Consider the following 22,622-nt stretch of genomic DNA (forward strand, 5'->3'; position numbering starts at 1 on the left):
TCATTCCTCCTCACTGATAATATCATGCTCTTTATCCGCTTCCTTATTTCTCAGCTCATAGGACTCACTATGAAATCCCAACAAATAAAGCCCGTCTAATTTACTGTTATCCTTAAAAGTTTCCTCATCAAACAATTCACAAATTTCTTCTAACTGTTTGCAATAATAAATTTTCTCTTGATACTTTAATTTAGGAAAATATGGTGCTAAACTCTCCTCTATTATCTTCCATGTCTCATATGGCCGCTGTGAAAACATACTCATATACCTTCTGGCATTGGTTTCCCTGTTCGCATCCCTGTCCCTTTTATCAAATGTCCTATATTCTACCCGGTCCGCAACTGCCAACAACCTTCCATATAAATAATTTCTGTCCCGGCTTTTTTTATTCAATGCCAATGTCCATACCTCCTTTGGATTTTGCTGCTTTCTCTTCTTTTTAACAAGAGAGCATGCTAGTGATAATGTACGCTCCCAATTGTACCTCTTTTCATAGGATACAGGTGATGACGCTCTGGATACCGCAAGATCTACCATATCGAACGGCACATCCATCCGGTCCCATATGCAAGGAATCAAACGCCTGTAAATCTGACCATATAACTTACTTTTATTTCCCAGAGAAAGTATCCCATTCTGCTCTGTACCATAAATTATGTCGGCAATTTCTTTCACACCTGCCATCCCTTTATAGTAATAAGCCCCACCATCTTTAAGCTTCAAATGCAGCCATTCACACTCTCTATGCCAATATTTTATATTATCCAGATATCGTGATGTTTCCAGGCTCTTGTACTCCACCAGCGCAAGGCGGCCCGTGGTTGCCGCATCAAATGCCATTAGTACCATACGTGACATATTCCCGGGTTTTCGTCGGTATCCAAGCAGTGCAGCATTAAATCGAAGAGCTCCTGCTTGATTGCCATCCCATACCGGAATCCCTTCCTCCTCCTCGCCCCAATCCTCTTCGTACTGACTGCAAATTGAATCTGTATCCAAATCCCACGCCGGCATTGGACACAAATCGGATTCCCACGAAACAATGCAAAATGTATCTATGTTTTTCCCCTGTCTTCTGATGATCCATTTTAGAGCATTATGTACCTTCTGGGATGTTTCGTTGCCAATAGCAAACGCCTGCTCCTTATTATGAAACCTCCCACGAAAAGTATAATAATCCTTATCATTAGAAGAAATCAATTTAGAGTTATCGCCCTCATTTCTAATCTTCTTAGAGTGTAAATAGGTTGGCTGTTCAGTATTGCCTGACAAATAACAGATGTCTTTTTCTGTCATTAAAGAACGATAATAATTAATAAAGCTCTCCTGCAGAGTACGGTCCAACCAGCATTCTGAATAATATTTACCTGTTGTATCAGACAGGATATCCTCATTCTCTTGATACCCTTCCAATATACGAAATCGTACAAATGACTTATCCTGCTCAATCCCCTGTATTTTAACCGATCCAGATAGTTTTCCGTTCTCTCCCAGCTTCAGCACACCGGCGTCCACCAAATCGTGGATCAGACACTTCTTACTCAAATACAGATATAATGCATCTACCTTCTTATGGGAATAGGGTGAGATATGCCACCTTCTTAAGGCTTCAATATATAGCTGATAGCACTCTTCAGCGTTCTTAGTGCCCTCTATGCAATAATCTTTGTAATCACCTGACAAATATTTAATATTATCACATAAGGGATGGGGTACTACTGTTGAAGTCCTGCTGCCTGAATTCTCTGTAACTGGTATAATTGTAAGTTTGTCCTCGTTTTCCACAAGTTTTGCATCTTGAAACTCACCATTTTCGCTTATTGTCACCGTAATCTGTGCCGTTACCGTAGTATGAAAAGGAGGGAGAAGAACCAGTGGGGTTTTTTCCACTCCATTTTTTCTTATCTGTTCTTTATACCGCATTTCGCCCGCTAAATATTTATTTTTCTCATATAAATCACATAACTCACTTACCCAATCCAAGCACTTTCCTCCTCTTCAAATTCCTTTAATCCAGTGAACTCGCCTTCACCAAATGGCTTTATATCCATTTGCTTAATATATCGTTTTATCGTACATTTTTCCGGACGCTGGAATTCAATTATTCCCCCTTTCTTCATTACAGGATTCCAAAAACGTACTGTCATATTCCCCTTGTCTTCTTCCAGTACCGCCTCATCTGCGTAGGTTATCCCATGATACATGAAACCATATGCCACCTCACCTGTCATATCATCATAATAACTTTCTCCATCTCCAAATGCACATTCCCGGACAAATCCCTGACATTCACGTGTTCCTAAAAATATATCTCTTCTTCCGCCTCGCTTAATCATACGCTTTGCAATATTATGATGTTTGTTTTCATTTCTGTCATGAATCAGCTCTTCTCTATTTTCATTCCACTCAAAATGTGCCCTCACCTGATAAGACACATTTTTTAAATATGTGTAATATGCCAGGTCATTACCCCCATTATATGCAATTGGCCTTACCCCCTTCGTTTCTGTCTGTATCCCGTTCATAACCCGCACTGCGTCTATGATCCAAACCAACGTAGGCTTCCAATAAATACTTTGAAGAATCCCCTTTAATGCCTCGTATGTAGGTATGTGATAACTGCATTTTTCTCCACCTACACGCATAACCGGATTAGAAAACAATGCATAGTCACCGCTCACCTGAAATTCCACAGTGTTCCTGAATTTCTCCATGATCTCACCTCCTGATTCTTACATGAACATATTCTTTAATCTGGGATTCTCTAAAACCCCGGTCTCTTCATCATAATAATCATCGCTCAACACGAGAATCCTACCCTCGCAAATATTACTGACCGCTCTCCCTAACCTATCTTTCATAGCCATTGAAATCCCAACCGTATATCCCTGAATCGCTCTTAGATTTCTTCTACGGCTAACCGCATCAATATAAGGGTTTTCCAATTGATTCAGTATGTTTTTTGCTGTGTCATCATAAGCTGCAACTACCTTTACTTTCCCATCTTCATCAATCACCTCGAATATATCTCCTGCGGTTTTAAATGCCTGGTTTAACATTTTACTTCTTTTAACAGGTTCATTTTTGTGAGCCGCTTCATAACGATTATACCCTATCAGATTATTTGACAATAATTCTACCAATGTGGTTTGTATTCCATTTACAGAAGCCGGGAAATTTGTCTCCACACCAACTTTTTTCAGATAGTACCTGTTATAATAGTAAGTAACTGCTTCCCGTGAACTTAAATCATCAGAAAAGATTTCAGCATGGCTGTTGAATTGATACAGAACCTCCTCCATTGCAGTCTGTGCATCTCTGATATCTCTGTTTCTGGAAAGGTTTTCTGCCTTTTGTGACATTTTTACTATATATACATCCCCTCTATCCCTTTCCCTATGTCTGTTGCATCTGCCCGCTGCTTGAATAATATTATCCAGACCTGCCATTGAACGTATTACACATTTAAAGGAGAAATCAACGCCGGCTTCCACTAACTGTGTGCTGACACAGATAACGGTATCTTCTTCACTTTTCTTTTCATCTAATTTCTTCTTAATATTGCCTAAAACAGATTTCCTATTAACCGGGCACATATTCGCACTTAAATGAAATAAATAATGATGCTGCTGTCCCCCATATCGTTCTTTCAAACCTTTAAACACTTCTTTTGCACATGGCTTTGTGTTAACTATTATTAAAATCTTATTTTGTTTCGGTATTAGTTCACCAACAAAATCCAATAAATCTTCAACTTCAAGTCCACCACTTTTCAGTTGCGTCTTATCAATAATATTTGTCCTCTTAAATGCCTGTGCATATATTGAGGGATCTTCTATCATTTCTTTTGATTCAAAAACTCTATTTTGAGGTATCTTGGCTAAAGAAGGCTGTGTTGCGGAGCACAAAACAACTGTCGTGCCACAAAATGAAGTTAGAAAATTAACTGCAAGATTAAAAAGTTCTGTACATTTAACAGGAAAAGCCTGTACCTCATCAAATATGATCACGCTATTACACAGGACGTGCATTCTTCGGAGACTCATTTTACCGGATGAGTATAACGAATTCAGAAGCTGTACTGCCGTTGTAACAATAACCGGGCAATCCCAGCTTTCTGATAACTGCCTGTAACGTTCCTCATCTTCATCATTTTCCTGTACCACATTACAGTGATGTTCCAGAACAATATCCGGATTTCCGATTGCTTCTCGTATTTCAGATGCATTCTGCTCTAACACGGAATTGTATGGCGCCACATAAATTATGTGCTTCTTTTTAAACTTTTCAGCATGATAAAGCGCAAACCTGAGACTACTCAGTGTTTTACCTGCACCGGTTGGGACCGTAAGACGATAAAGCCGACATGAAGTGATTGCCGTTTTCCTGCAGTATTCAGAAATCTCCTGTCGGTATTTATCAACAGGGCTGTCTTTTTTATTCTTTGTCATCTGAGTAAGATAGTTTTCATAATGCCTGATACATTGACTCCAAATTTTCTGTGTATCATCAGCTGTTTTCCTGAAAGTGACATCGACATGCTGATTAAACGCAGCAGTATCCGTCCAGTCACTGTCTATTAATAGGGAAAGTAAGATGCGTTCGTACATTCCCAGAAAAAAATTTTCCGTACCATAAATACGCACCCTGTCACCACTTTTAGCTATAGTTTTTATTTCCTCTTTCAATATCTGCACATCGTCCTGCGCCCGCAGGCAGTACTCTTTCAATTTTTCTACAGGATAAAGTTTAAAGTATCTGCTGCAGATTGTCTGCAAATCTATATCCTTTTTCTGTCGTTCTTCCTCCAAAGATACTGCCAATTCCAAATCAATACAATCTTGTAACCCATGATGGCAGTACACGGCTATACTAATCATTTTTGCCGACAAGGTTCCGGGCAATAAATTCAGGGCTATTCTTCCACCCGCCGTAGAATGATCAATTCTTCTCCTTACAGTTGCTCCATTAGATTCCATCACTGCCTGCATATATTCCTGAAATTCTATACAGAATTTACCAGAATCATGCAGTATTGCTGTAATGACCGCCAGATTTTTCATTAACTGTAAAGGACAGTTGGCACCAGAAAGTTTTTCTACATTTAATAAGTGCTGTTCCATAAACTGTATATCACCTGTTTCGGGTATGGTATGGGCTATATACTTATTTTTTTCAAAGTTTGTGTTTATTTTGTTCACCAAGAACTTATCCCCTATATATTTTTGTATATTTTATATATATTTTTGATTTTTATTTCTTTCTTATTATACACTTTAACCATATATTATCATATTAATCTTTTATTTACAAGTCTGACATTTTAGTATATAACAAGACCGCATCTCACACTTCAGCCTTCTCCACACACGGTAACCTACCTCCCCACATTATACTTTAATTTGCTAATTCGCAATAACAGTAGCATGAAATAGTAATAAATGGTATACTGAAACAAAAAATAAAAGGATATATAATCATGTCAGCTCATAAAACACCCCTTATTTTAAAACAAATAACCCGGCTTCAGCAGCTATTTTCTCTAAAAGACCATTGGCCTCCACCCCCGATATAGACTGCAGGTAATTCTATTTTTCCTCACAATAGTGAGTTTCAGCAATCCATAATTAAAAATCTACGGCTTATCATATCAAGGAGAAAACCATATGGCAGAAAAATTGATAGTAAAAAATCTGGTAAAAGAATATGATGGAGAACAAGTCTTAAAATCTCTATCATTTGTAGTAAAAGAAGGAGAATTCCTCAGTGTCCTGGGCCCCAGTGGTTGCGGTAAGACAACCTTATTAAGAATACTCATTGGTCTGGAATCACAGACAGCAGGTGAAATACTGTTGGATGGAAAAGATATAAGCAAACTTCCCGCATCCCAAAGAGGAATGGGCATCATCTTTCAAAATTATGCTTTATTCCCCAATATGACCGTATTGGAAAATGTGGAATATGCCCTTAAGATCAGGCCTGAAACAAAAGCAGATGCCACGCAGCGTGCCAAGCGGACTCTGGAAATGATAGGCATGAGTGACCAGTTAAAGAAAAGGCCGCATCATCTCTCCGGAGGCCAGCAGCAGAGAGTGGCAATCGCCCGCACCCTGGCCTTAAACCCGTCCATTGTTCTGCTCGATGAACCCATCAGTGCACTGGATGTTGAAAATAAAGAGATCATGAAGCGGGAACTGAAGGACATCCAGAGAAAATTCCATTCTACCATGATTTATATTACCCATGACCAGGAGGAAGCATTTTTCCTTTCCGACAGGATCATGGTAATGAGCACCGGAACCATTGAACAACTGGATACCCCTCTGGAAATATACAATAATCCTGCGAATGAATATATCCAAAGCTTTGTGGTGGGTCATTTGAATCAGAAATATGAGTCACTGTCAAAATGTATCGGCAGATTATAGGACGGAGGAAGTATGAAGAACAGAACCTTTCACGGCCTGAAACTTGTTGTGGCCATATTTTTAATATTACATGTTATTTGCCCGATCATTGCCCTGGCAGCCCATATTTCAATCGGAGATATCAGCGAGGTTATATCCAGTGCGCAGTTTGGGCCAATGTTATGGAACTCCTTTATTTCATCTCTTGTGACAACTATTGTATCCGTAAGTCTGGCATTATTGCTGGCTTGGTGTGTCAACAGGACAAGGATCCGGCATAAAGGTGTGTGGTCGGTTATTTTTACACTGCCCATGCTGATCCCCTCTATTTCCCATGGTATGGGATTGACATTGTTATTCGGAGACAACGGTTTTTTCACTAATTTAACAGGGATAAACATTCACCTGTATGGACTGACAGGTATCGTGATCGGGGCAACACTGTATTCCTGCCCCATGGCATTTCTGATGCTGACAGATATCTTTCAGTATGAAGATTTCACTGTATATGAGATTGCGGATGTGCTGGGATTATCAAAAAAACAGCAGTTACAGGCCATTACCCTATCCAATCTAAAAAAACCGCTGATCTCTGCTTTCTTTGCTGTGTTTACCGTGGTATTCACGGATTATGGTGTGCCGTTGATCGTGGGCGGCAAAATGATGACGCTGCCTGTTTATATGTACCGGGAAGTCATTGGGCTGCTTGATTATTCAAAAGGGGGAATTATCGGCGTCATCCTGCTGATTCCTGCAGTCATTGCATTTATCATTGACTTGATGAACAAGGACACCGGTACAGGCAGTACTGTTACCAAGCCCTATATAATAAAGAAAAACAAGAAACGCGATATTTTTGCCAAAATTGTATGTGCAGTGACACTTGTCTTGATCAGTCTGCCTATTGTTACGTTTATTATTTTAAGTTTTGTAAAGCAGTATCCGATTGATTTCAGTTTTACGCTTGATAATATAACGGAGTCAATGGATCTGGGGATTGGGGGGTATCTGCTGAATTCCCTGTTTATCGGGCTGACAACGGCTTTAGCAGGTACATTAGTTACATATTATGCGGCATACGTTACCGCCCGTTCAGGGAAGAACTTTTCTTCCATGGCTATCCATTTGATTTCCCTGGTTTCCTTATCGTTTCCGGGTATTGTTTTGGGCTTGTCTTATGTGCTGTTTTTCCAGGGAAGCTTTGTTTATGGGACAATTGCCATATTGATCACTGTGAATATCACTCACTTTTTTGCGTCACCTTATTTGCTGGCTTATAATTCACTATCCAAATTCAACGGTAATCTAGAGGATGTTGCATACTCTCTGGGAATCTCTAAAATGAGGATGCTGATGGATGTGTACATGCCCTGCACAAGGGGGACGATTTTAGAGATGTTCAGCTATATATTTGTGAACTGTATGGTGACGATCTCAGCTATTTCCTTCCTGGCAAATTTCAGAAATATGCCTCTGGCCCTTCTGATCCCCCAGTTTGATTCTCAGTCACTGATTGAACCCATTGCATTTATCTCTATTTTGATCCTGCTGATCAATGTAGCGGCGAAGGGTGTGATCTATTTCCTGAAATTGTATTTTGTAAGGAAGGAGAATTAGAAGATGAAGAAGATATTGGCAGGATTATTGGTTGTTATCGCAGCATTGTATTTTTTCATAAATAAACAGGATAGTAATACACTGGTGATTTATTCCGCTCTGGAACAATATAGAAATGATGATCTGAAAGCTCATCTGGCAGAAAAATTTCCGGGGTTAAACGTACAGATCATGTACATGCCTACAGCAAAGGTGGCTGCTAAGGTTCAAACGGAAAAAGAAAGCTCTGATGCAGATATTGTGCTGGGGATTGAAACCGGATATATGGAAAAAATGAAGGATGCTTTGGCCGATGTATCGGAGTATTCACATTTGGATTATATAGAGGGTATGCTTCCGGAGCATGGAAAGTATTTAATATGGGAGAGTTATGGCGGAGGGTTTGCGGTAAATACGGAAATTCTGGAAAAGTATGGGATTGATGAACCCAAAACGTATGAAGATTTGCTGAAACCGGAATTTAAGAATAGAATCTCTATCCAGAATCCCAAATCCAGTTCCACAGGATATAATTTTTATCTAAATCTGAGGAATGTGTGGGGGGAGGACAAGGCGTTAGATTATTTTGACAAACTCAATGAGAATGTAAAACAATACTCTGAGTCGGGGTCCGGTCCGGTGAAATTATTGATTCAGGGGGAATGTGCTGTGGGTACTGCCCTCACATATCAGGTGGTAACGGAGATCAATAATGGAAATCCTTTGAAAATGATTTATCCCGAATCCGGGTCACCGTATTCGTTGGATGGGGTTAGTATTGTGAAAGGGAAGGATGATAAGCAGGATGTTAAAGATGTGTTTACTTATCTGGTAAATGACTATCTTGTTTATGATAAGGACCATTATAATCCGGGGAAGATATTGGAAGGACAGGAGAGTCAAATGAAGAATTATCCGGAGGATATTAAATATGCGGATATGACGGGAATCGATGATCTGGAACTTCGGGATGAATTGCTTGGTAAATGGAAATATTGAAGCATATCAGGTCCTTCACAGGCTGCTTGCGCGTGCTGTACACAATGGTGTAACAGCACGTACAGCACTCCTATTCTGCAGAATTCGTGACTGTTTAGTAACTTACTACATTCACTCTTACAAGCAAAAAGCCGTGCAAAATTGTTTTCACAATGAGATTTTTGCCTGCACGCTGAACGCTTTCTGACGGTCAGTACTCGGAACTCGCAGACTTGCAGAACAGCTACCGGAATACTTCTCTTATCTGGTTGCTTCTGGCGCATGCACATCTTATAACGTATCCTAAAATTCGTCCCAATATTGCTCAGGATTTCTTCCTTTCTGTTCGATCACCCCCGCGTTTTCCGTATACTCCGGAAGGATTTTCTCCACTGTAATTTCAAATCTCCAGCAGTCTCCAAAATCAAAAAGGTATTCAAACTTCATCTTTTCATACAGCAGTATCTCCTGCAAATACACCTCATTTGCCAGATATGCCTTGTCTCTACAATAGGGATGGTAATAACTTTTCTTTGTTCTTCCAAATCCTATCGTAAAACAATACATATGGTCATTATCGAAGTCAACTGCCCGCTGTATCGCTTCATGTAGTTCCTCCAGGGTTGCCCTGCCGCCTATCCTGATTTTTCTCATGCAGCTCCCCAGCTCCACTTTCAGTATGTATGTAACATCACCGGATGTGCTTTCCGGCTGCATAAACGCTTTTACGTCATCAATGGTGGAACCAAGTGCCGTAAACTTGTTCAGCAGATAAGGAATCCTTTCCTCATCCCAGAGAGATAACAGATCTCGGATGCGAATGAAGCGGAAGATATCCATTCCCAGACTTGTCAGACGTATATGGTGCATCCCGTTTTTATCATCTTTTTCTAATGTTTCCACCCATTTAATTTCCAAAAATCCAAAGACCGAAAACAACCTGGGGAATGTTAAGTAAATGTATTTGAAACTTCTCATGTCTGTAATTTGCGAATAATCTACAGGCATGCACTCATCACGCATTAATGCATGGGAAAAATCATTTGTGCAGCCATCACTGTTTTCGCTCCACAGGTATTCTCCAAACATGTATGTCAGCATAATGCCATAGCGCTGGGTACTGGTCATCTTTAAGAACTGTTCTTTTTTTCCGGTCATCTCAACCAAAAAGCTGCTGCCCTTTTTGAATGGACGGATGATCCCATAATATATTGAAAAACAGAAAAAATAATCTATTTCCACATAATATTCCTGTGTGCGCCCCGCCCCCTGCCATATCTCCGGTGCACAATGGAACAGACTGTTGATTTCAAAGCAGTCCTTCTTTCCCAAACGTATGGTTCTTGCGGTTAATTTTACGGTATTGTTACCCATATAATTTAAGAATTGTATGTAGTCCTCTGCCAAACACTCTGCAGCCGCTTGTACTTCTTGCATATTCAGTATATTTGCTTTGACTGATTTTTTGTTTTTTTCCATTTTATATGCCTCTATTTATATGTGCGTGGGAAATCTTCTGTAATTTTATGCGTTTTTTATTTAAATGGCAGTTCCTCATCTGGGATATCCAGATTTAAATCGAAATCCAGATCTTCTTCATCTAAACTCAAAAAATACTCCTCCAGTTCTTTCTCATATGTTTTAATAGCCTTATTTATGCGTTTTTCTTCTTTTTTATTACCGTTAACCTTGTATAAATGGGAAGCTGCGGTATAGATAATATCATTTTCCTCCGAACAAACCGTGTCTTTGGTGATAAATTTTTTAACAACGGCTTCCGCGCCTTGATAATCTTTCACTGCGGTCTGCGCATAGATCAGAGAAGTTGCTGCAACTATATTGTCATACTCTGCTTTATACCAATCCTCACAAAAGGCAAGGGTTTCCTTGTTTTTCCCCTGGCCTGCCATGGCGAATGCAATGTGGAATTTAATGTCTGAAGGGCTCTCCTCTTTCCACTGGAATAATTGGAGGACTTTTTCGCAGACATACTGAAGCCCGTCATATCTCTCACACATCTCAAGCTCGTCCATGTAATCTTCAAACCATCCGCTGACATCGCATTTGTACTCAATGCTCTCCTCTAACTGGTACATCTCTTGGGCGAAGCTGCTGTCTCGTTGTCTTCCTTCCTCAGTGATCTCAACTAATACGGAAAATGCTTCATCCCAGTTGTCCATGGTGGGGTTGGATTGGATCATATCTTCGTAGCATCGGGTGGATAGTTGGTCGAATTTTTTCCAGAGTTTGTTCATAGGGTATTCTCCTTGTATGATAGTGTGGTGTATTGATGGGGTACTGATTTGGCGGGGGATTGTTTTAGTGGATTATTGATTTGGCTTTATTGGTTTAATGGTTTATTGGATTGGCAGCTTGGCTTATTGGTTTGACAGTTTATTGGATTGATAGCTTGTTGGTTTGACAACTTATTGGATTGATGGCTTGTTGGTCTGATAGCTTATTGGATTGATGGCTTGTTGGCTTGACAGCTCCATGACTCACTCTTTTGCGTTATTTTAATTTAATGCAGTAATTGTTGAGGCGGCAGACTATTTTTTCTGTTTTAGAACGGTACTGATTATTATGCATCCAGCCATACAGCCAAGACTGTTATGGACTATATCATCCCATTCAAATAATCCTCTGCAGAATATTAATTGGAAAGTTTCGATCATACCTGAAACAATAACGCCGGCGAGCAGTCCCTTCCACCAGCTTAGCCTGCGGTTAAATGTTACCGGAAGCAATAGGCCCATGGGGAATAATAGTATGCAGTTTAGCAGATTTTCTTTCAGCATCTCACGGCTGTGGTTCAAGAAGACTGCTTTCCAGGACCAGAATAGTTCCAGGTTGTATTGCCGTTCCATTGGCATGCGGGTGAATACCGTGGAGCCGAATACGATGCCTAGGAAGAGAAGAAGGAGCAAGCCTGATATGGCCTGTGATGGTTTTATTTTTTTGTTGTGCAGTAAATATAGTGCTGTCAGTAATGCGATGGTAAATAGTATAGAAAAACCGATAACTTCACGGACTGTCCAGGCTCTGTTGTGGGTGATGAAAATTTGATATAAGTCCAATGTGGTTTTTTGCTCTCTTTCATTGATTTATTATTTGTTATTATCAGGTTACCACTTAAATTATATGCAGGCAAGTAAATATTTCGGGAGTTGATTTATTGCTTTTAACTATTGAGTTACGGTAGCGGATGGCGAAAGATGTGACAGAAGTAATTAGGATATCAGTATTGTAGTTTCCACCGATAAAGCTGATGAAAAGTTGGTAAACACGTCCCATACTTTTGCAACACTTCTCCAGGAGGACGTAGAAATGAAAGGGTTAGATACGAAAGCTATTATTGATGGGATTTGTCTAGATTTGCGTATTGGTACGCATTATAATAATCCAAGTTTCGGATATGGGGGTATTACCTGCCCCAAAATACAAAACAGTTATTGGCAAACTATGATAAAGTACCGCAGAATATGATAAGTGCGATTGTGGAAAGTAACGATACAAGGAAAGATTTTATCGCGGACCGTGTGCTGAACATAGTATACGGTAAACTATGAGTACTGGTCCATTTTTTGACCGCCATTTCTAGCAGTCAGGTTTACATATTAGTTGTTTTAGATTTGCTCCGACAGATCTCCGGTAATTGATCGGACCATGGAAGCAGTTCTTCAATAAAGCTGTTTTCCTCTATTTTAAGCACACAGGCAATTTATGCCGTTGTATCCGGAGCGATTGCACGGTCCGACATAGAAGTGTCCTCCAGAAGGCATGGTGCCCATGCCCTTAGATCAAGTCTGGCGTCACATCTTCTTGCGAAGGGGAAGAGCTATCCGGAAATCCAACAGGTATTAGGCCAGACTTCTCCCGATGTCGCTGGACATTATATCCGTGTTGGAGCAGAGCGTCTGAGGGAATGCGCTATAGAAGTGCTGGGTTTTTCCAATGAACTGATTGCTTATTTCCAGGAAAGGCGGTGAATTGACAGATGAAAACTCCCATCCGGTTTGAAAGCTGCCTAAAGGAAAGATTAAATTCTTATATGGGATTAAGAGAGAGCCAGGGCCATCAAACTTCAAAAATACGCCATATTTTTGTCTCGCTCGACCAGTATTTACAGGATGCTAATCTTAGCGGCCAGAGCTTGTCACCATCTATCATTGATGGCTGGATTGCAGCCCTCCCGGAAAAGCTCAGTGTAAATACAGTGAATATTTATATTTCAACTTATATACAGTTTGCGAAATATCTGCAATCACTTGGACACGGTGCTTTTATACCGGAGAAAGTAATCGGCAGAAAGAATTATTTTCCGTATATATTTCATGAAGATGACCTGGCTGCATTGACAAAGGCCGCAGATATCCTGGTGTTTTCTGCTTCTGAAAAACATCGTCACAATGCTGCTTGTTTCAGCGTAATGCTGAGAATGTATATCGGTTGTGGATTTCGATTAAACGAAATACGGCTACTGAAGACGAAAGATGTTAATCTGGAATACGGTATTATCCATGTGCGAAATGCAAAGGGAAACCGGGACAGAATTGTTCCTATGCACAAAACGCTGACGGAAAATGTAAAGATATATTCAATAAGTGGACTTACCCAGAAAGAAAACTGGTTTTTTCCTTCCGGAACCGGGAATCCCATTTCATGTTCATGGATAAGGGATGCATTTCTGAAATGTATCCAATATATTGGCATAGAGAAACCAGATCTACCGAAACATTCCAGAAATATCTGCCTGCATTGTCTCCGCCATAGTTTTGCAGTGGCAGCTTTCCGCCAGTTAGATAATAACGGCTTAGATATGTACAATGAGATCCCGATACTTTCTACATATATGGGGCATGAAAATCTTTACGGGACGGAACATTATCTCCATATGACAACAGAAAACAGCCAGGATATCATGGATAAAATGAAGGAGTTCAATAAAGGACTCTTTCCGGAGGTGTGGGGATGAAGCAAACTTTATTTACAAAGCAGCTTGCGGAATATTTCAGCCTATATTTACCGCTAAACAAAAAATGTTCTAAAAATACCCTTTCCTCATATGCATGAGTATTCCGGTCTTTTTTAAACCGCCATTCCGGAGGCACAGTACCGCGAATCCGGTTTGGTGGATACCGCCATTCCGGGCATTGGATACCGAGATTCCAGCTAAATGATACCATTTCCTTTATAATGTATCTATGCGCTTTGAAGCGTAAATACATTTCAAAGGAGGTCACCTCTTATGACCAAGTATCATGAGATCATCCGACTGTCTGGATTAGGTCTCAGCCAAACCAACATTGCTCTCAGCTGCAGCGCATCTAAAGCAACAGTCAATAAAGTACTGAAGGCCGCAAGAGAGCAGGGCCTTTCATGGCCTCTGGATCCTAAGCTGACGGATCCAGTCCTTAACAAACTGCTTTGACTCCTTCAGCCGCCATCCCTTCCAAAAGAAAGAGGGCAGCCGATACGAAATCTTCCGCGATGAAGAACTGCCATTGCTGACACCGTTACCTGCTACCCCATATGAACTGACGGAATGGAAACAAGCCACCGTTCAATTCAATTATCACATATCTTTTGACGGAATGCTATACTCAGTCCCTTATGAGTATATAAAACGCAAAGTTGATGTGAGGGTTACAGATAAAAGATTTTTTACAACCATAACAGGATCGCGTCCCATCGCCGGCTTTACGGCCGCAAGGGACAATACAGCACAGTTACAGAGCACATGCCGGCTTCCCACCAGCAATATCTGGAATGGAACGGTGATTGTTTCCGCAAATGGGCAGAGCGGATTGGCTCCAGTACCTATCAGGTTGTAGATGCGGTCCTTACCTCCAAACGTGTAGAACAACAGTCCTACCGCAGCTGTATGGGGCTTTTAAAACTGGCCGACAAATATTCTGTAGACCGTTTGGAAGCTGCCTGCCGGAAGGCACTCTCTTTTACGGCAGCTCCCAGCTATAAGAGTATCAAGAACATCCTTGATACCGGAAATGACCAGCCAGAGAAGTTGGACAAAGAGCCGACAACTGGCAGCCATACAGAACCAGCAAAGAGCAGCCATGCGCTTACAAGAGGCGCTGATTACTACAGGAGGTAAGGAATCATGACTACACAAAGAACCATAGATAAGCTCATTGAAATGCGCCTGACTTCTATGTCAGATGCATTCCGTAACCAGATGGAAGACCCCCGGATGAAAGAGATTCCTTTTGAGGATTGCTTCGGGATGCTGGTGGATATCGAATACAGCAACCGTAAGAGCAACAGTCTGAAACGTCTGATCTGCAATGCCGGGTTTGATCAGCCGGACGCATACATAGGCGATATCAATTATACTTCCGGGCGAAAGCTGAACCGGCCACTGATCGAACGGCTTGCAACTTGTGAATATATCGCAGAGCATAGGAATCTCTTTATCACAGGAGCTACCGGGAGTGGGAAGACCTATCTGGCCTGCGCGTTCGGGATGGAAGCCTGTAAACAGCGCTACAAGACGAAATATATCCGTCTTCCGGATCTGCTCCTCGAATTGGAGATGGCACGCAATGACGGCACATATAAGAAAGTCCAAGGGAAATATGCCAATCCAGTCTTGCTGATCATCGATGAATGGCTTCTGCTGAAGCCTACAGAATCGGAACAGCATGACATTCTGGAACTACTCCATAGGAGACGTAGGAGGTCATCCACCATCTTCTGTTCCCAGTATGATCCCAGTGGATGGTACGATCAGTTGGGCGGGGATGACAGCCCTCTTTCGGAAGCAATTTTGGACCGCATCAAACATGATGCATACAAGATCAACATCATCCCGACAGATCCGGCGAATTATAGATCCATGCGGGAAGTATACGGACTAGATCCTGCATTAAGCGAGTAAACTCGCAGGTAACAATCTGCTAAGTACGGTATCTCTGTTCCGGACTTGCGGTATCATAGTCCCGGACTTCCGGTATCCGTTCCTCCGGAACAGGGGTACATTTTCATGGTAATATACAATGCAGATGGATTTGTGACTTTATTCCAGTTTTTCAAGGAGATAAAAGGTGTCCCGCATTACAGGATTAACTATTCGGATATCACCACAAAGACCCTGGATGAATATCTGCTCTGGCTCCAAAATGAAAAAAATTATAGTGCAGCTTCCCAAAAGCAACGCATATCGGCATTATCTTCATTTTTGAAATATGCTTCTGGCCGGGAGATAGCTTCCCTCGGTGCATACAATGCAGTTTCGGTGGCACAGACCCCAAAAGTTCCCAGAGCAGTCATTCCGTATTTTTCTGCGGAAGAGATAAGGATTTTATTGGGCATTCCCACAACGGAAGGTAAGTCCGGCAGCCGGGATGTTGCGTTACTGGCTCTGCTTTACGATTCCGGTGCAAGGGCACAGGAAGTATGTGACATCATGATTGGCGATATAACATTTGCTAAAACTTCCACTATCCGAATCCACGGGAAAGGAAAAAAGACACGCGAAATCCCCATTTCCTCCGATGTCATGAAACTGATAAAAAGATATCTGGCAGAAAGAGGGAAAACTTTAAAAGAGGACAGGAACGAGCATCTGTTTCCAAGCCAGAGGTCTGACCGGATAACAACTGCATGTATCCGAAACCTTGTCTGCAAGTATGTAACTTTGGCTAAAACCAATAATCCGAATCACTTTAGGGAAAAAGGTTATTCCCCACACAGTTTCCGTCATAGCAAAGCAATTCACATGCTTGAAGCTGGGGTGCCACTCATATATATAAGAAACTTTTTGGGCCATGAATCTGTTCAGACCACAGAGAACTATCTGCGCGTCCATCAAGAATCTGTTTCAAAGATATTGAAAGAAAGAAAAGCTGAAACAAGGATACCGAAGGCACTGGGACAACCGCATTCAAAAAATCAGGATATACCCGATTTCATTCAGAATTCAAGATAAATAATTATGCTATGAGTTTTTTGAATAAGTGGCTGAAATACAGTATTCTTGTAGGTTTTAGCCATTTTCAAAAACTCAGCGCATAACACATATTATGTGACTACTCACATAATATGTGGGTCTACCGCACCGGTAAGATCTACACAGACACGCCGATCATCCTGTACGAATATCAGCGTACCCGAAAAGCAGACCACCCAAGAGAATTTTTGAAGGGCTTCGCAGGCGTGGTTGTCTGCGACGGCTATTCCGCTTACTGGAAGCTGGATCGGGAAAATCCGGATATTATTTTTGCCGGATGCTGGACACATACAAGACGGTATTTCTCGGATGCTTTAAAAGCCCTTCCGAAAGCGGCACAAAAAACCGCAAAAGATACTGTTGCATATGAGGCACTAAAGCGGATTGGAGCCATCTATCATTTGGACAATCAATTATCTGATCTGAAACCGGATGATCGGAAGAAACAGCGGCAGATCACAGTCCAACCTCTGGTGGAGGCTTTCTTTGCGTGGACAAAAGAGGTTCAATCCTCTGGTCGTCTTTCCAAAGGGAAAACACTGGAAGGAATCAATTACTGTATCAATCAGGAAGAGACCCTGAGAGTGTTCCTGAATGATGGTGAAGTCCCTCTTGACAACAACGTAACAGAAGGAGCGCTCCGCAGCTTCTGTGTGCATAAACATGCGTGGAAGCTGATCGACAGTATCGATGGCGCGAAATCCAGCGCGATCATCTATAGCATAACGGAAACAGCAAAGGCGAATAACCTGAATCCGTTCCGTTATCTGGCCTATGTCCTGACAGTTTTGAAAGACCATCAGGATGACACGGATTACAGCTTTATAGAAGAACTACTTCCCTGGTCAGATTAGTTACCTGAGATCTGCCGGAGCAAGTCTAAATCAACCAATGTGTAGACCTGGCCGCCGGAAACGGCGGTCGAAAAAAAGCCAGTACTCATGGTTGACCGTATACTTCCACCAGTCCGGATATGCGGTTTCACCGCACAAGAATATTTATTGAAACTGGGACCAAGCATCCAGTCACCTGCTTATCCTTTATGATGAACGCCTGACGAAATATCTTTAAATGAAAGGGACAATGCTCTGTTAATAGAAGTCCTGCTCCCGCAATATTCCGTCGGCATTCAAGACATTACCAAAATACCTCCATTTTATTCCAGGCCCTACAAAAATGTAACGCAAAGAACGCCCGCTTAGATGCAAAAATAGACAAAGATGGTATAGACCAGTGGAAAAAAGGAATCGACATCAAGCAGTAACTGAAATCGACTAACTCCTTGAACATATCTAATTCATATCAGAAACATTCAGCTTATCAGGACACAGAAATATTAACACCCTCACTTTCTGGATTTCAGAGCCAGAAGCAAATCATGTTTAATGTTACTTATCCAATACATCCCTCTGTCTATTTTTGTAAAAAATACTTACACTGGATCATAAAACGTATCCGGTCTTTCCGGATTAAAAATCTCATTACACGTCATCACTGTAATCAGATTCTCTGTATCTGATAGATTGATAATATTATGCGTCCATCCTGGAATCATATGTACTGCTTCAACCTTATCACCGGATACTTCAAATTCTACTATTTCTCCAGTAATAATATTTCGCTCCTGAATCAGTCCATGTCCGGCAACCACAATAAAAAGTTCCCACTTGCTATTATGCCAGTGCTGTCCCTTTATGATACCTGGTTTACTAATGTTAATAGATACCTGACCACAATCCTCTGTGTGAACTAATTCTGTAAAGCTACCTCTATCGTCCACATTCGTCTTAATGGCATACTTAAATTTATCGACAGGAAGATAACTCAAATACAGACTGTATAGTTTCTTTGCAAACGATCCTTCTGGCATCTTCGGCATCATCAGCGTTGTCGGCTGCTCTTTAAACTGTTGAAGCAAATCCACAATTTCACCTAAAGTCACTTTATGAGTAACTGGAACACAACAGTATCTGCCATCTTCCTTGACAACAGTCTCCACACCATCAAATTCGCAATGTTTTTCCTTACCCTCCAAGAGATCAAACATACCTTCAATCAGATCGTCGATATAGAGAAGTTCCAGTTCTGTGCTTCTGTCATTTACCGTAAATTCTTCATCATTTGCTACGGCCCAACAAAATGTAGAGACGGCAGAATTATACTTTGGTTTGGAATGTCCCATCAGGTTAGAAAAACGATATACCGCTACTTTTGCACCAGTTTTGGTAGCATAGTCAAAAAAGAGTTCTTCCCCAGCCTTTTTACTTCTTCCATAATCTGAATATCCAAATCTACCTGCTAATGTAGCTTGAATAGACGAAGATAACATAATCGTCGATTTATTATTATGCCGTATTAAAGTGTTTAGTAGTTCTGAAGCGAATCCAAAGTTTCCCTTCATATAATCGTCTGGATTTTCCGGACGATTCACGCCCGCCAAGTTAAACACAAAGTCAGCTTTCTGACAGTACTCTTCCAAGTCTGCTATCGATGAGTCAAGGTCATATTCATATATCTCATCAATCTTAATTTCCGGTCTTGTCCGATTTTTATTATCTCTTATATTTATTAAATTGTTAACGAGGGCTGTGCCAACCATGCCCTTTGCACCTGTCACTAAAATATTCATTCTGCTTTATTCTCCTTTAATCTTCCGTCGCTATTTCGTTGCCTCATCTCTATTAAGTCCGGGAAGCGATTCTTCAACGGTATTAAGTTTTCATCATTGACTGGCTCATCTTTTACTGTTTTACTTAGCTCTAACATGCACTCATCTATAGTTCTAAGTTGATGTTTTACCAATTCTCTGCATGTTTAATCCAAAATATCCACGTGACTCATTACATAATCAAAAACAACTGAGTTAGCTTTTCGTCAATAATCCGAATTCATTCTATATTCTGAAAATTCTGCTATTTTTGTTCTAAATGGTTCAACCAAAGAATTAAATTCCGAGCAGGTAATTCCAAGAGGCATCAATCGGATTAGTGAAAAATGACTAATGTATACCTTTCAGCAGAACAATGTCTAATCGACGAGCACATGATTCGTTATGTGGTAGACAAAGGTGGTGCAGATACATGAGCATGACTTTTCAGATAGACTGTCAGAAAAATCTAAAACACCATGGACTGTGGAAATCATACCCATCCGGCTGGATTCAGTTACAAATCATTATATTTGTTGGACTTGCCACATCCCGCATCCGCAGTAACCACTGTAAAGAACTGACGGTCAGTAGCATAAGCAAGACGTCCATGTTATCTGCAACATAAGAGGATTCATAGAGCAGTTCCAGCGAATGCCTCTGATAAAAGGAGCATGCTCCATCACCAAAAAATATTCTAATTTGTATATCTTATATCTATTATTACTCCCCATCAACTTTACTTTTAGCTATCTTTTCCTTATATCGTAATGTTATTATTTGCGCCATACCATCTTATTAACCACCCCCGTATAAGACTGGATGATTTTCACTACTTTGGTACTAACGTTTTCTTCAATATAATCCGGTACTGGAATGCCATAATCGCCAGCTTTATTCAACTCGACTGCCGTATCAACAGACTGTAACAATCCCTTTTCATCAATCCCTGAAAGGATGAAGCATGCCTTATCCAATGCTTCTGGTCGTTCGGTAGACGTACGGATGCAAACTGCCGGAAACGGATGTCCTACAGATATAAAGAAGCTGCTTTCCTCCGGAAGCGTGCCAGAATCTGATACAACAACAAATGCATTCATCTGCAGGCAATTATAATCATGAAATCCAAGTGGCTCATGCTGAATCACTCTTGAATCAAGCTTAAATCCGCTCTGCTCCAATCTCTTACGAGAACGTGGATGACATGAATAAAGAATCGGAATATCATACTTCTCAGCCATTTTATTGATTGCTTTAAAGAGACTTAAAAAGTTCTTCTCTGTATCAATGTTTTCTTCTCGATGTGCTGACAGAAGGATATACTTTCCCTTCTCTAATCCCAAGCGAACATGAATATCCGATTCTTCAATCTCTGCAAGATTATTATATAATACTTCTGCCATTGGAGAGCCGGTCACATATGTTCTTTCCTTTGGAAATCCACAATCTGCGAGATATCGTCTTGCGTGTTCGGAATAAGCCATATTTACATCAGAAATAATATCAACGATACGACGGTTTGTTTCTTCCGGTAAACACTCATCTTTACAGCGGTTTCCCGCTTCCATATGAAATATTGGAATATGCAATCTTTTTGCTCCAATAACAGACAAACAAGAGTTTGTGTCGCCCAAAACGAGAACAGCCTCCGGCTTAATTGCTACCATCAGCTTATAGCTCTGCGCAATAATATTTCCACAAGTTTCACCAAGATCATCTCCTACAGCGTTAAGATAGACCTCAGGATCATCCAATTTCAATTCTTTGAAAAAAACTCCATTCAAATTATAATCATAATTTTGACCGGTATGTGCCAAAATGACATCAAAATACTGACGGTTTTTATTAATAACCGCTGCCAAACGGATAATTTCCGGTCTGGTTCCTACAATGATAAGAAGTTTTAACTTACCATTTTCTTTCCATTTAATATCTTCATAGTTCATAGTTTAATTCCTTCCTATGCCAATGTAGCAAAATCACATCATTTCTCCATCTTTGCAAGTTCTTCTTTGATATAAGACAACGCTGCAATTTTAGCCTTTGTCTCAGCTACATTTAATATTCTCGTATTATTTGAATTAAATTCGTTTAATTTATTACGATGCTCATCGCCCTCTTTAAAATATTTGTCATAATTCAATCCACGATTATCAGCAGGAACACTATAGAAATCACCAAGATCTACTGCCTTAGCACACTCTTCATTTGTAAGTAGTGTCTCATACATTTTCTCACCATGACGGATACCAATCACCTTAATATTTTCTTTCTTTCCACCAAATAACTCACAAACAGCCTCTGCTTGTGTCTGAATTGTACAAGCCGGTGCTTTCTGAATCAAAAGATCACCGTTTTCTCCATGCTCAAATGCAAATAATACAAGTTCAACCGCTTCTTCTAGAGACATGATAAATCTCGTCATTGAAGGTTCGGTTAATGTAATTGGATTTCCTTCTTTAATCTGATCAATCCACAGCGGAATAACAGATCCACGAGAACACATAACATTGCCATAACGAGTGCAACAAATCTTGGTCTTTCCAGAATTTCTTGACTTAGCTACTGCAACCTTCTCTTCGATTGCCTTTGTGATGCCCATTGCGTTAATTGGATAAGCCGCTTTATCTGTTGAAAGACAAATAACGGCTTCTACGCCTTCTTCGATTGCTACTGTTAATACATTGTCTGTTCCAATAACATTTGTGCGTACCGCTTCCATCGGAAAGAACTCACAAGAAGGTACTTGCTTCAATGCTGCTGCATGAAAGACATAATCTACACCATGCATCGCACCTCTCACCGACTGTAAATCACGGACATCGCCAATATAGAATTTAATCTTATCTGCTACTTCTGGCATTTTTGCCTGAAACTCATGACGCATATCATCCTGCTTCTTTTCATCACGTGAAAAAATACGAATTTCTCCAATATCTGTCTGTAAGAAACGGTTCAATACCGCATTTCCAAATGAACCTGTGCCTCCTGTAATCATCAATGTCTTTCCTGTAAACAAATTCAT

At 40.7% G+C, this 22,622-nt stretch carries 19 protein-coding genes and 1 pseudogene; 11 read left to right on the plus strand and 9 right to left on the minus strand.

From position 1 onward, the window contains the following. The 3 genes from cas8c to cas3 are packed head-to-tail and all read right to left on the minus strand — an operon-like array spanning window position 1 to window position 5,201. Window positions 1-1,983, minus strand: a complete 1,983-nt coding sequence (gene cas8c / locus CI595_RS16760; RefSeq protein ID WP_095174792.1) for a type I-C CRISPR-associated protein Cas8c/Csd1 — start codon at window positions 1,981-1,983, stop codon at window positions 1-3. Further along, complete coding sequence (cas5c, locus tag CI595_RS16765; protein WP_095174793.1) at window positions 1,971-2,714, minus strand: type I-C CRISPR-associated protein Cas5c; 744 nt, start codon at window positions 2,712-2,714, stop codon at window positions 1,971-1,973. Before cas5c ends, cas8c begins: the two co-directional genes overlap by 13 nt. An 18-nt stretch (window positions 2,715-2,732) precedes the next feature. Further along, the gene (gene cas3, locus CI595_RS16770; protein WP_243135205.1) at window positions 2,733-5,201 is read right to left on the minus strand and encodes a CRISPR-associated helicase Cas3'; all 2,469 of its coding nucleotides are present in this window, start codon (window positions 5,199-5,201) and stop codon (window positions 2,733-2,735) included. 465 nt (window positions 5,202-5,666) lie between these two features. Between cas3 and CI595_RS16775 the strand changes: the two genes are divergently transcribed. The 3 genes from CI595_RS16775 to CI595_RS16785 are packed head-to-tail and all read left to right on the plus strand — an operon-like array spanning window position 5,667 to window position 9,002. Continuing rightward, entirely contained in the window at window positions 5,667-6,428 is a 762-nt protein-coding gene (locus tag CI595_RS16775) for an ABC transporter ATP-binding protein (protein ID WP_095174795.1), read from the plus strand. A 12-nt stretch (window positions 6,429-6,440) separates the two neighbouring features. Further along, complete coding sequence (locus tag CI595_RS16780) at window positions 6,441-8,024, plus strand: ABC transporter permease subunit (RefSeq protein ID WP_095174796.1); 1,584 nt, start codon at window positions 6,441-6,443, stop codon at window positions 8,022-8,024. Window positions 8,025-8,027: 3 nt separating this feature from the next. Continuing rightward, on the plus strand, window positions 8,028-9,002 hold the full coding sequence (locus tag CI595_RS16785) for an extracellular solute-binding protein (protein ID WP_095174797.1): 975 nt from the start codon (window positions 8,028-8,030) through the stop codon (window positions 9,000-9,002). Window positions 9,003-9,284: 282 nt separating this feature from the next. Here CI595_RS16785 and CI595_RS16790 read toward each other — a convergent pair whose 3' ends face one another. The 3 genes from CI595_RS16790 to CI595_RS27185 all read right to left on the minus strand — a co-directional run bounded on the left by CI595_RS16790 (window position 9,285) and on the right by CI595_RS27185 (window position 12,058). Beyond that, window positions 9,285-10,460 carry an IS1096 element passenger TnpR family protein gene (locus tag CI595_RS16790; RefSeq protein ID WP_095174798.1) on the minus strand — a complete coding sequence of 392 codons (1,176 nt, stop codon included), beginning with the start codon at window positions 10,458-10,460 and terminating at the stop codon, window positions 9,285-9,287. 56 nt (window positions 10,461-10,516) lie between these two features. Beyond that, window positions 10,517-11,236 carry a hypothetical protein gene (locus CI595_RS16795; protein WP_095174799.1) on the minus strand — a complete coding sequence of 240 codons (720 nt, stop codon included), beginning with the start codon at window positions 11,234-11,236 and terminating at the stop codon, window positions 10,517-10,519. Between the two features lie 294 nt (window positions 11,237-11,530). Further along, on the minus strand, window positions 11,531-12,058 hold the full coding sequence (locus CI595_RS27185) for a VanZ family protein (protein ID WP_095174800.1): 528 nt from the start codon (window positions 12,056-12,058) through the stop codon (window positions 11,531-11,533). A 241-nt stretch (window positions 12,059-12,299) separates the two neighbouring features. Here CI595_RS27185 and CI595_RS16805 point away from each other — a divergent pair. The 8 genes and pseudogenes from CI595_RS16805 to tnpC all read left to right on the plus strand — a co-directional run. Next, window positions 12,300-12,526 (plus strand): annotated as a pseudogene (locus CI595_RS16805) (UDP-glucose 6-dehydrogenase); the annotation flags it as partial. A 156-nt stretch (window positions 12,527-12,682) separates the two neighbouring features. Then, window positions 12,683-12,970 (plus strand): tyrosine-type recombinase/integrase, encoded by a 288-nt coding sequence (locus CI595_RS27375; RefSeq protein WP_408608204.1) that lies wholly within the window; start codon window positions 12,683-12,685, stop codon window positions 12,968-12,970. A gap of 62 nt (window positions 12,971-13,032) precedes the next feature. Then, window positions 13,033-13,956, plus strand: coding sequence for a tyrosine-type recombinase/integrase (locus tag CI595_RS16815; RefSeq protein WP_162291906.1), 924 nt, complete (start codon window positions 13,033-13,035; stop codon window positions 13,954-13,956). A 529-nt stretch (window positions 13,957-14,485) separates the two neighbouring features. Beyond that, the gene (locus CI595_RS27485; RefSeq protein ID WP_456318629.1) at window positions 14,486-14,815 is read left to right on the plus strand and encodes a Mu transposase domain-containing protein; all 330 of its coding nucleotides are present in this window, start codon (window positions 14,486-14,488) and stop codon (window positions 14,813-14,815) included. After that, window positions 14,722-15,096, plus strand: coding sequence for a hypothetical protein (locus CI595_RS27490; protein WP_330397314.1), 375 nt, complete (start codon window positions 14,722-14,724; stop codon window positions 15,094-15,096). Before CI595_RS27485 ends, CI595_RS27490 begins: the two co-directional genes overlap by 94 nt. A gap of 6 nt (window positions 15,097-15,102) precedes the next feature. Continuing rightward, on the plus strand, window positions 15,103-15,879 hold the full coding sequence (locus tag CI595_RS16830; protein ID WP_095174804.1) for an ATP-binding protein: 777 nt from the start codon (window positions 15,103-15,105) through the stop codon (window positions 15,877-15,879). A 105-nt stretch (window positions 15,880-15,984) separates the two neighbouring features. Continuing rightward, complete coding sequence (locus tag CI595_RS16835; RefSeq protein ID WP_095174805.1) at window positions 15,985-16,929, plus strand: tyrosine-type recombinase/integrase; 945 nt, start codon at window positions 15,985-15,987, stop codon at window positions 16,927-16,929. Window positions 16,930-17,042: 113 nt separating this feature from the next. After that, window positions 17,043-17,804 carry an IS66 family transposase gene (gene tnpC, locus CI595_RS16840; protein ID WP_243135196.1) on the plus strand — a complete coding sequence of 254 codons (762 nt, stop codon included), beginning with the start codon at window positions 17,043-17,045 and terminating at the stop codon, window positions 17,802-17,804. A 578-nt stretch (window positions 17,805-18,382) separates the two neighbouring features. Here the strand turns inward: tnpC and CI595_RS16845 are convergent. From CI595_RS16845 to CI595_RS16855, 3 genes are all read right to left on the minus strand, one after another. Continuing rightward, entirely contained in the window at window positions 18,383-19,579 is a 1,197-nt protein-coding gene (locus CI595_RS16845) for a polysaccharide biosynthesis C-terminal domain-containing protein (RefSeq protein WP_095174806.1), read from the minus strand. A gap of 794 nt (window positions 19,580-20,373) precedes the next feature. Further along, entirely contained in the window at window positions 20,374-21,543 is a 1,170-nt protein-coding gene (locus CI595_RS16850; protein ID WP_095174807.1) for a UDP-N-acetyl glucosamine 2-epimerase, read from the minus strand. Window positions 21,544-21,581: 38 nt separating this feature from the next. Then, complete coding sequence (locus CI595_RS16855; RefSeq protein WP_095174808.1) at window positions 21,582-22,622, minus strand: polysaccharide biosynthesis protein; 1,041 nt, start codon at window positions 22,620-22,622, stop codon at window positions 21,582-21,584.

Source organism: Blautia hominis, assembly GCA_002270465.1.
Classification (GTDB): Bacteria; Bacillota; Clostridia; order Lachnospirales; family Lachnospiraceae; genus Blautia; species Blautia hominis.

Coding starts and splice junctions, on each gene's coding strand:
- cas5c (WP_095174793.1), bottom strand. CDS start 2,714: ATGGAGAAATTCAGGAACACTGTGGAATTTCAGGTGAGCGGTGACTAT.
- CI595_RS16775 (WP_095174795.1), top strand. CDS start 5,667: ATGGCAGAAAAATTGATAGTAAAAAATCTGGTAAAAGAATATGATGGA.
- CI595_RS16780 (WP_095174796.1), top strand. CDS start 6,441: ATGAAGAACAGAACCTTTCACGGCCTGAAACTTGTTGTGGCCATATTT.
- CI595_RS16785 (WP_095174797.1), top strand. CDS start 8,028: ATGAAGAAGATATTGGCAGGATTATTGGTTGTTATCGCAGCATTGTAT.
- CI595_RS16790 (WP_095174798.1), bottom strand. CDS start 10,460: ATGGAAAAAAACAAAAAATCAGTCAAAGCAAATATACTGAATATGCAA.
- CI595_RS16795 (WP_095174799.1), bottom strand. CDS start 11,236: ATGAACAAACTCTGGAAAAAATTCGACCAACTATCCACCCGATGCTAC.
- CI595_RS16815 (WP_162291906.1), top strand. CDS start 13,033: ATGGGATTAAGAGAGAGCCAGGGCCATCAAACTTCAAAAATACGCCAT.
- CI595_RS27490 (WP_330397314.1), top strand. CDS start 14,722: ATGCCGGCTTCCCACCAGCAATATCTGGAATGGAACGGTGATTGTTTC.
- CI595_RS16830 (WP_095174804.1), top strand. CDS start 15,103: ATGACTACACAAAGAACCATAGATAAGCTCATTGAAATGCGCCTGACT.
- CI595_RS16835 (WP_095174805.1), top strand. CDS start 15,985: ATGGTAATATACAATGCAGATGGATTTGTGACTTTATTCCAGTTTTTC.
- tnpC (WP_243135196.1), top strand. CDS start 17,043: ATGTGGGTCTACCGCACCGGTAAGATCTACACAGACACGCCGATCATC.
- CI595_RS16845 (WP_095174806.1), bottom strand. CDS start 19,579: ATGAATATTTTAGTGACAGGTGCAAAGGGCATGGTTGGCACAGCCCTC.
- CI595_RS16850 (WP_095174807.1), bottom strand. CDS start 21,543: ATGAACTATGAAGATATTAAATGGAAAGAAAATGGTAAGTTAAAACTT.
- CI595_RS16855 (WP_095174808.1), bottom strand. CDS start 22,622: ATGAATTTGTTTACAGGAAAGACATTGATGATTACAGGAGGCACAGGT.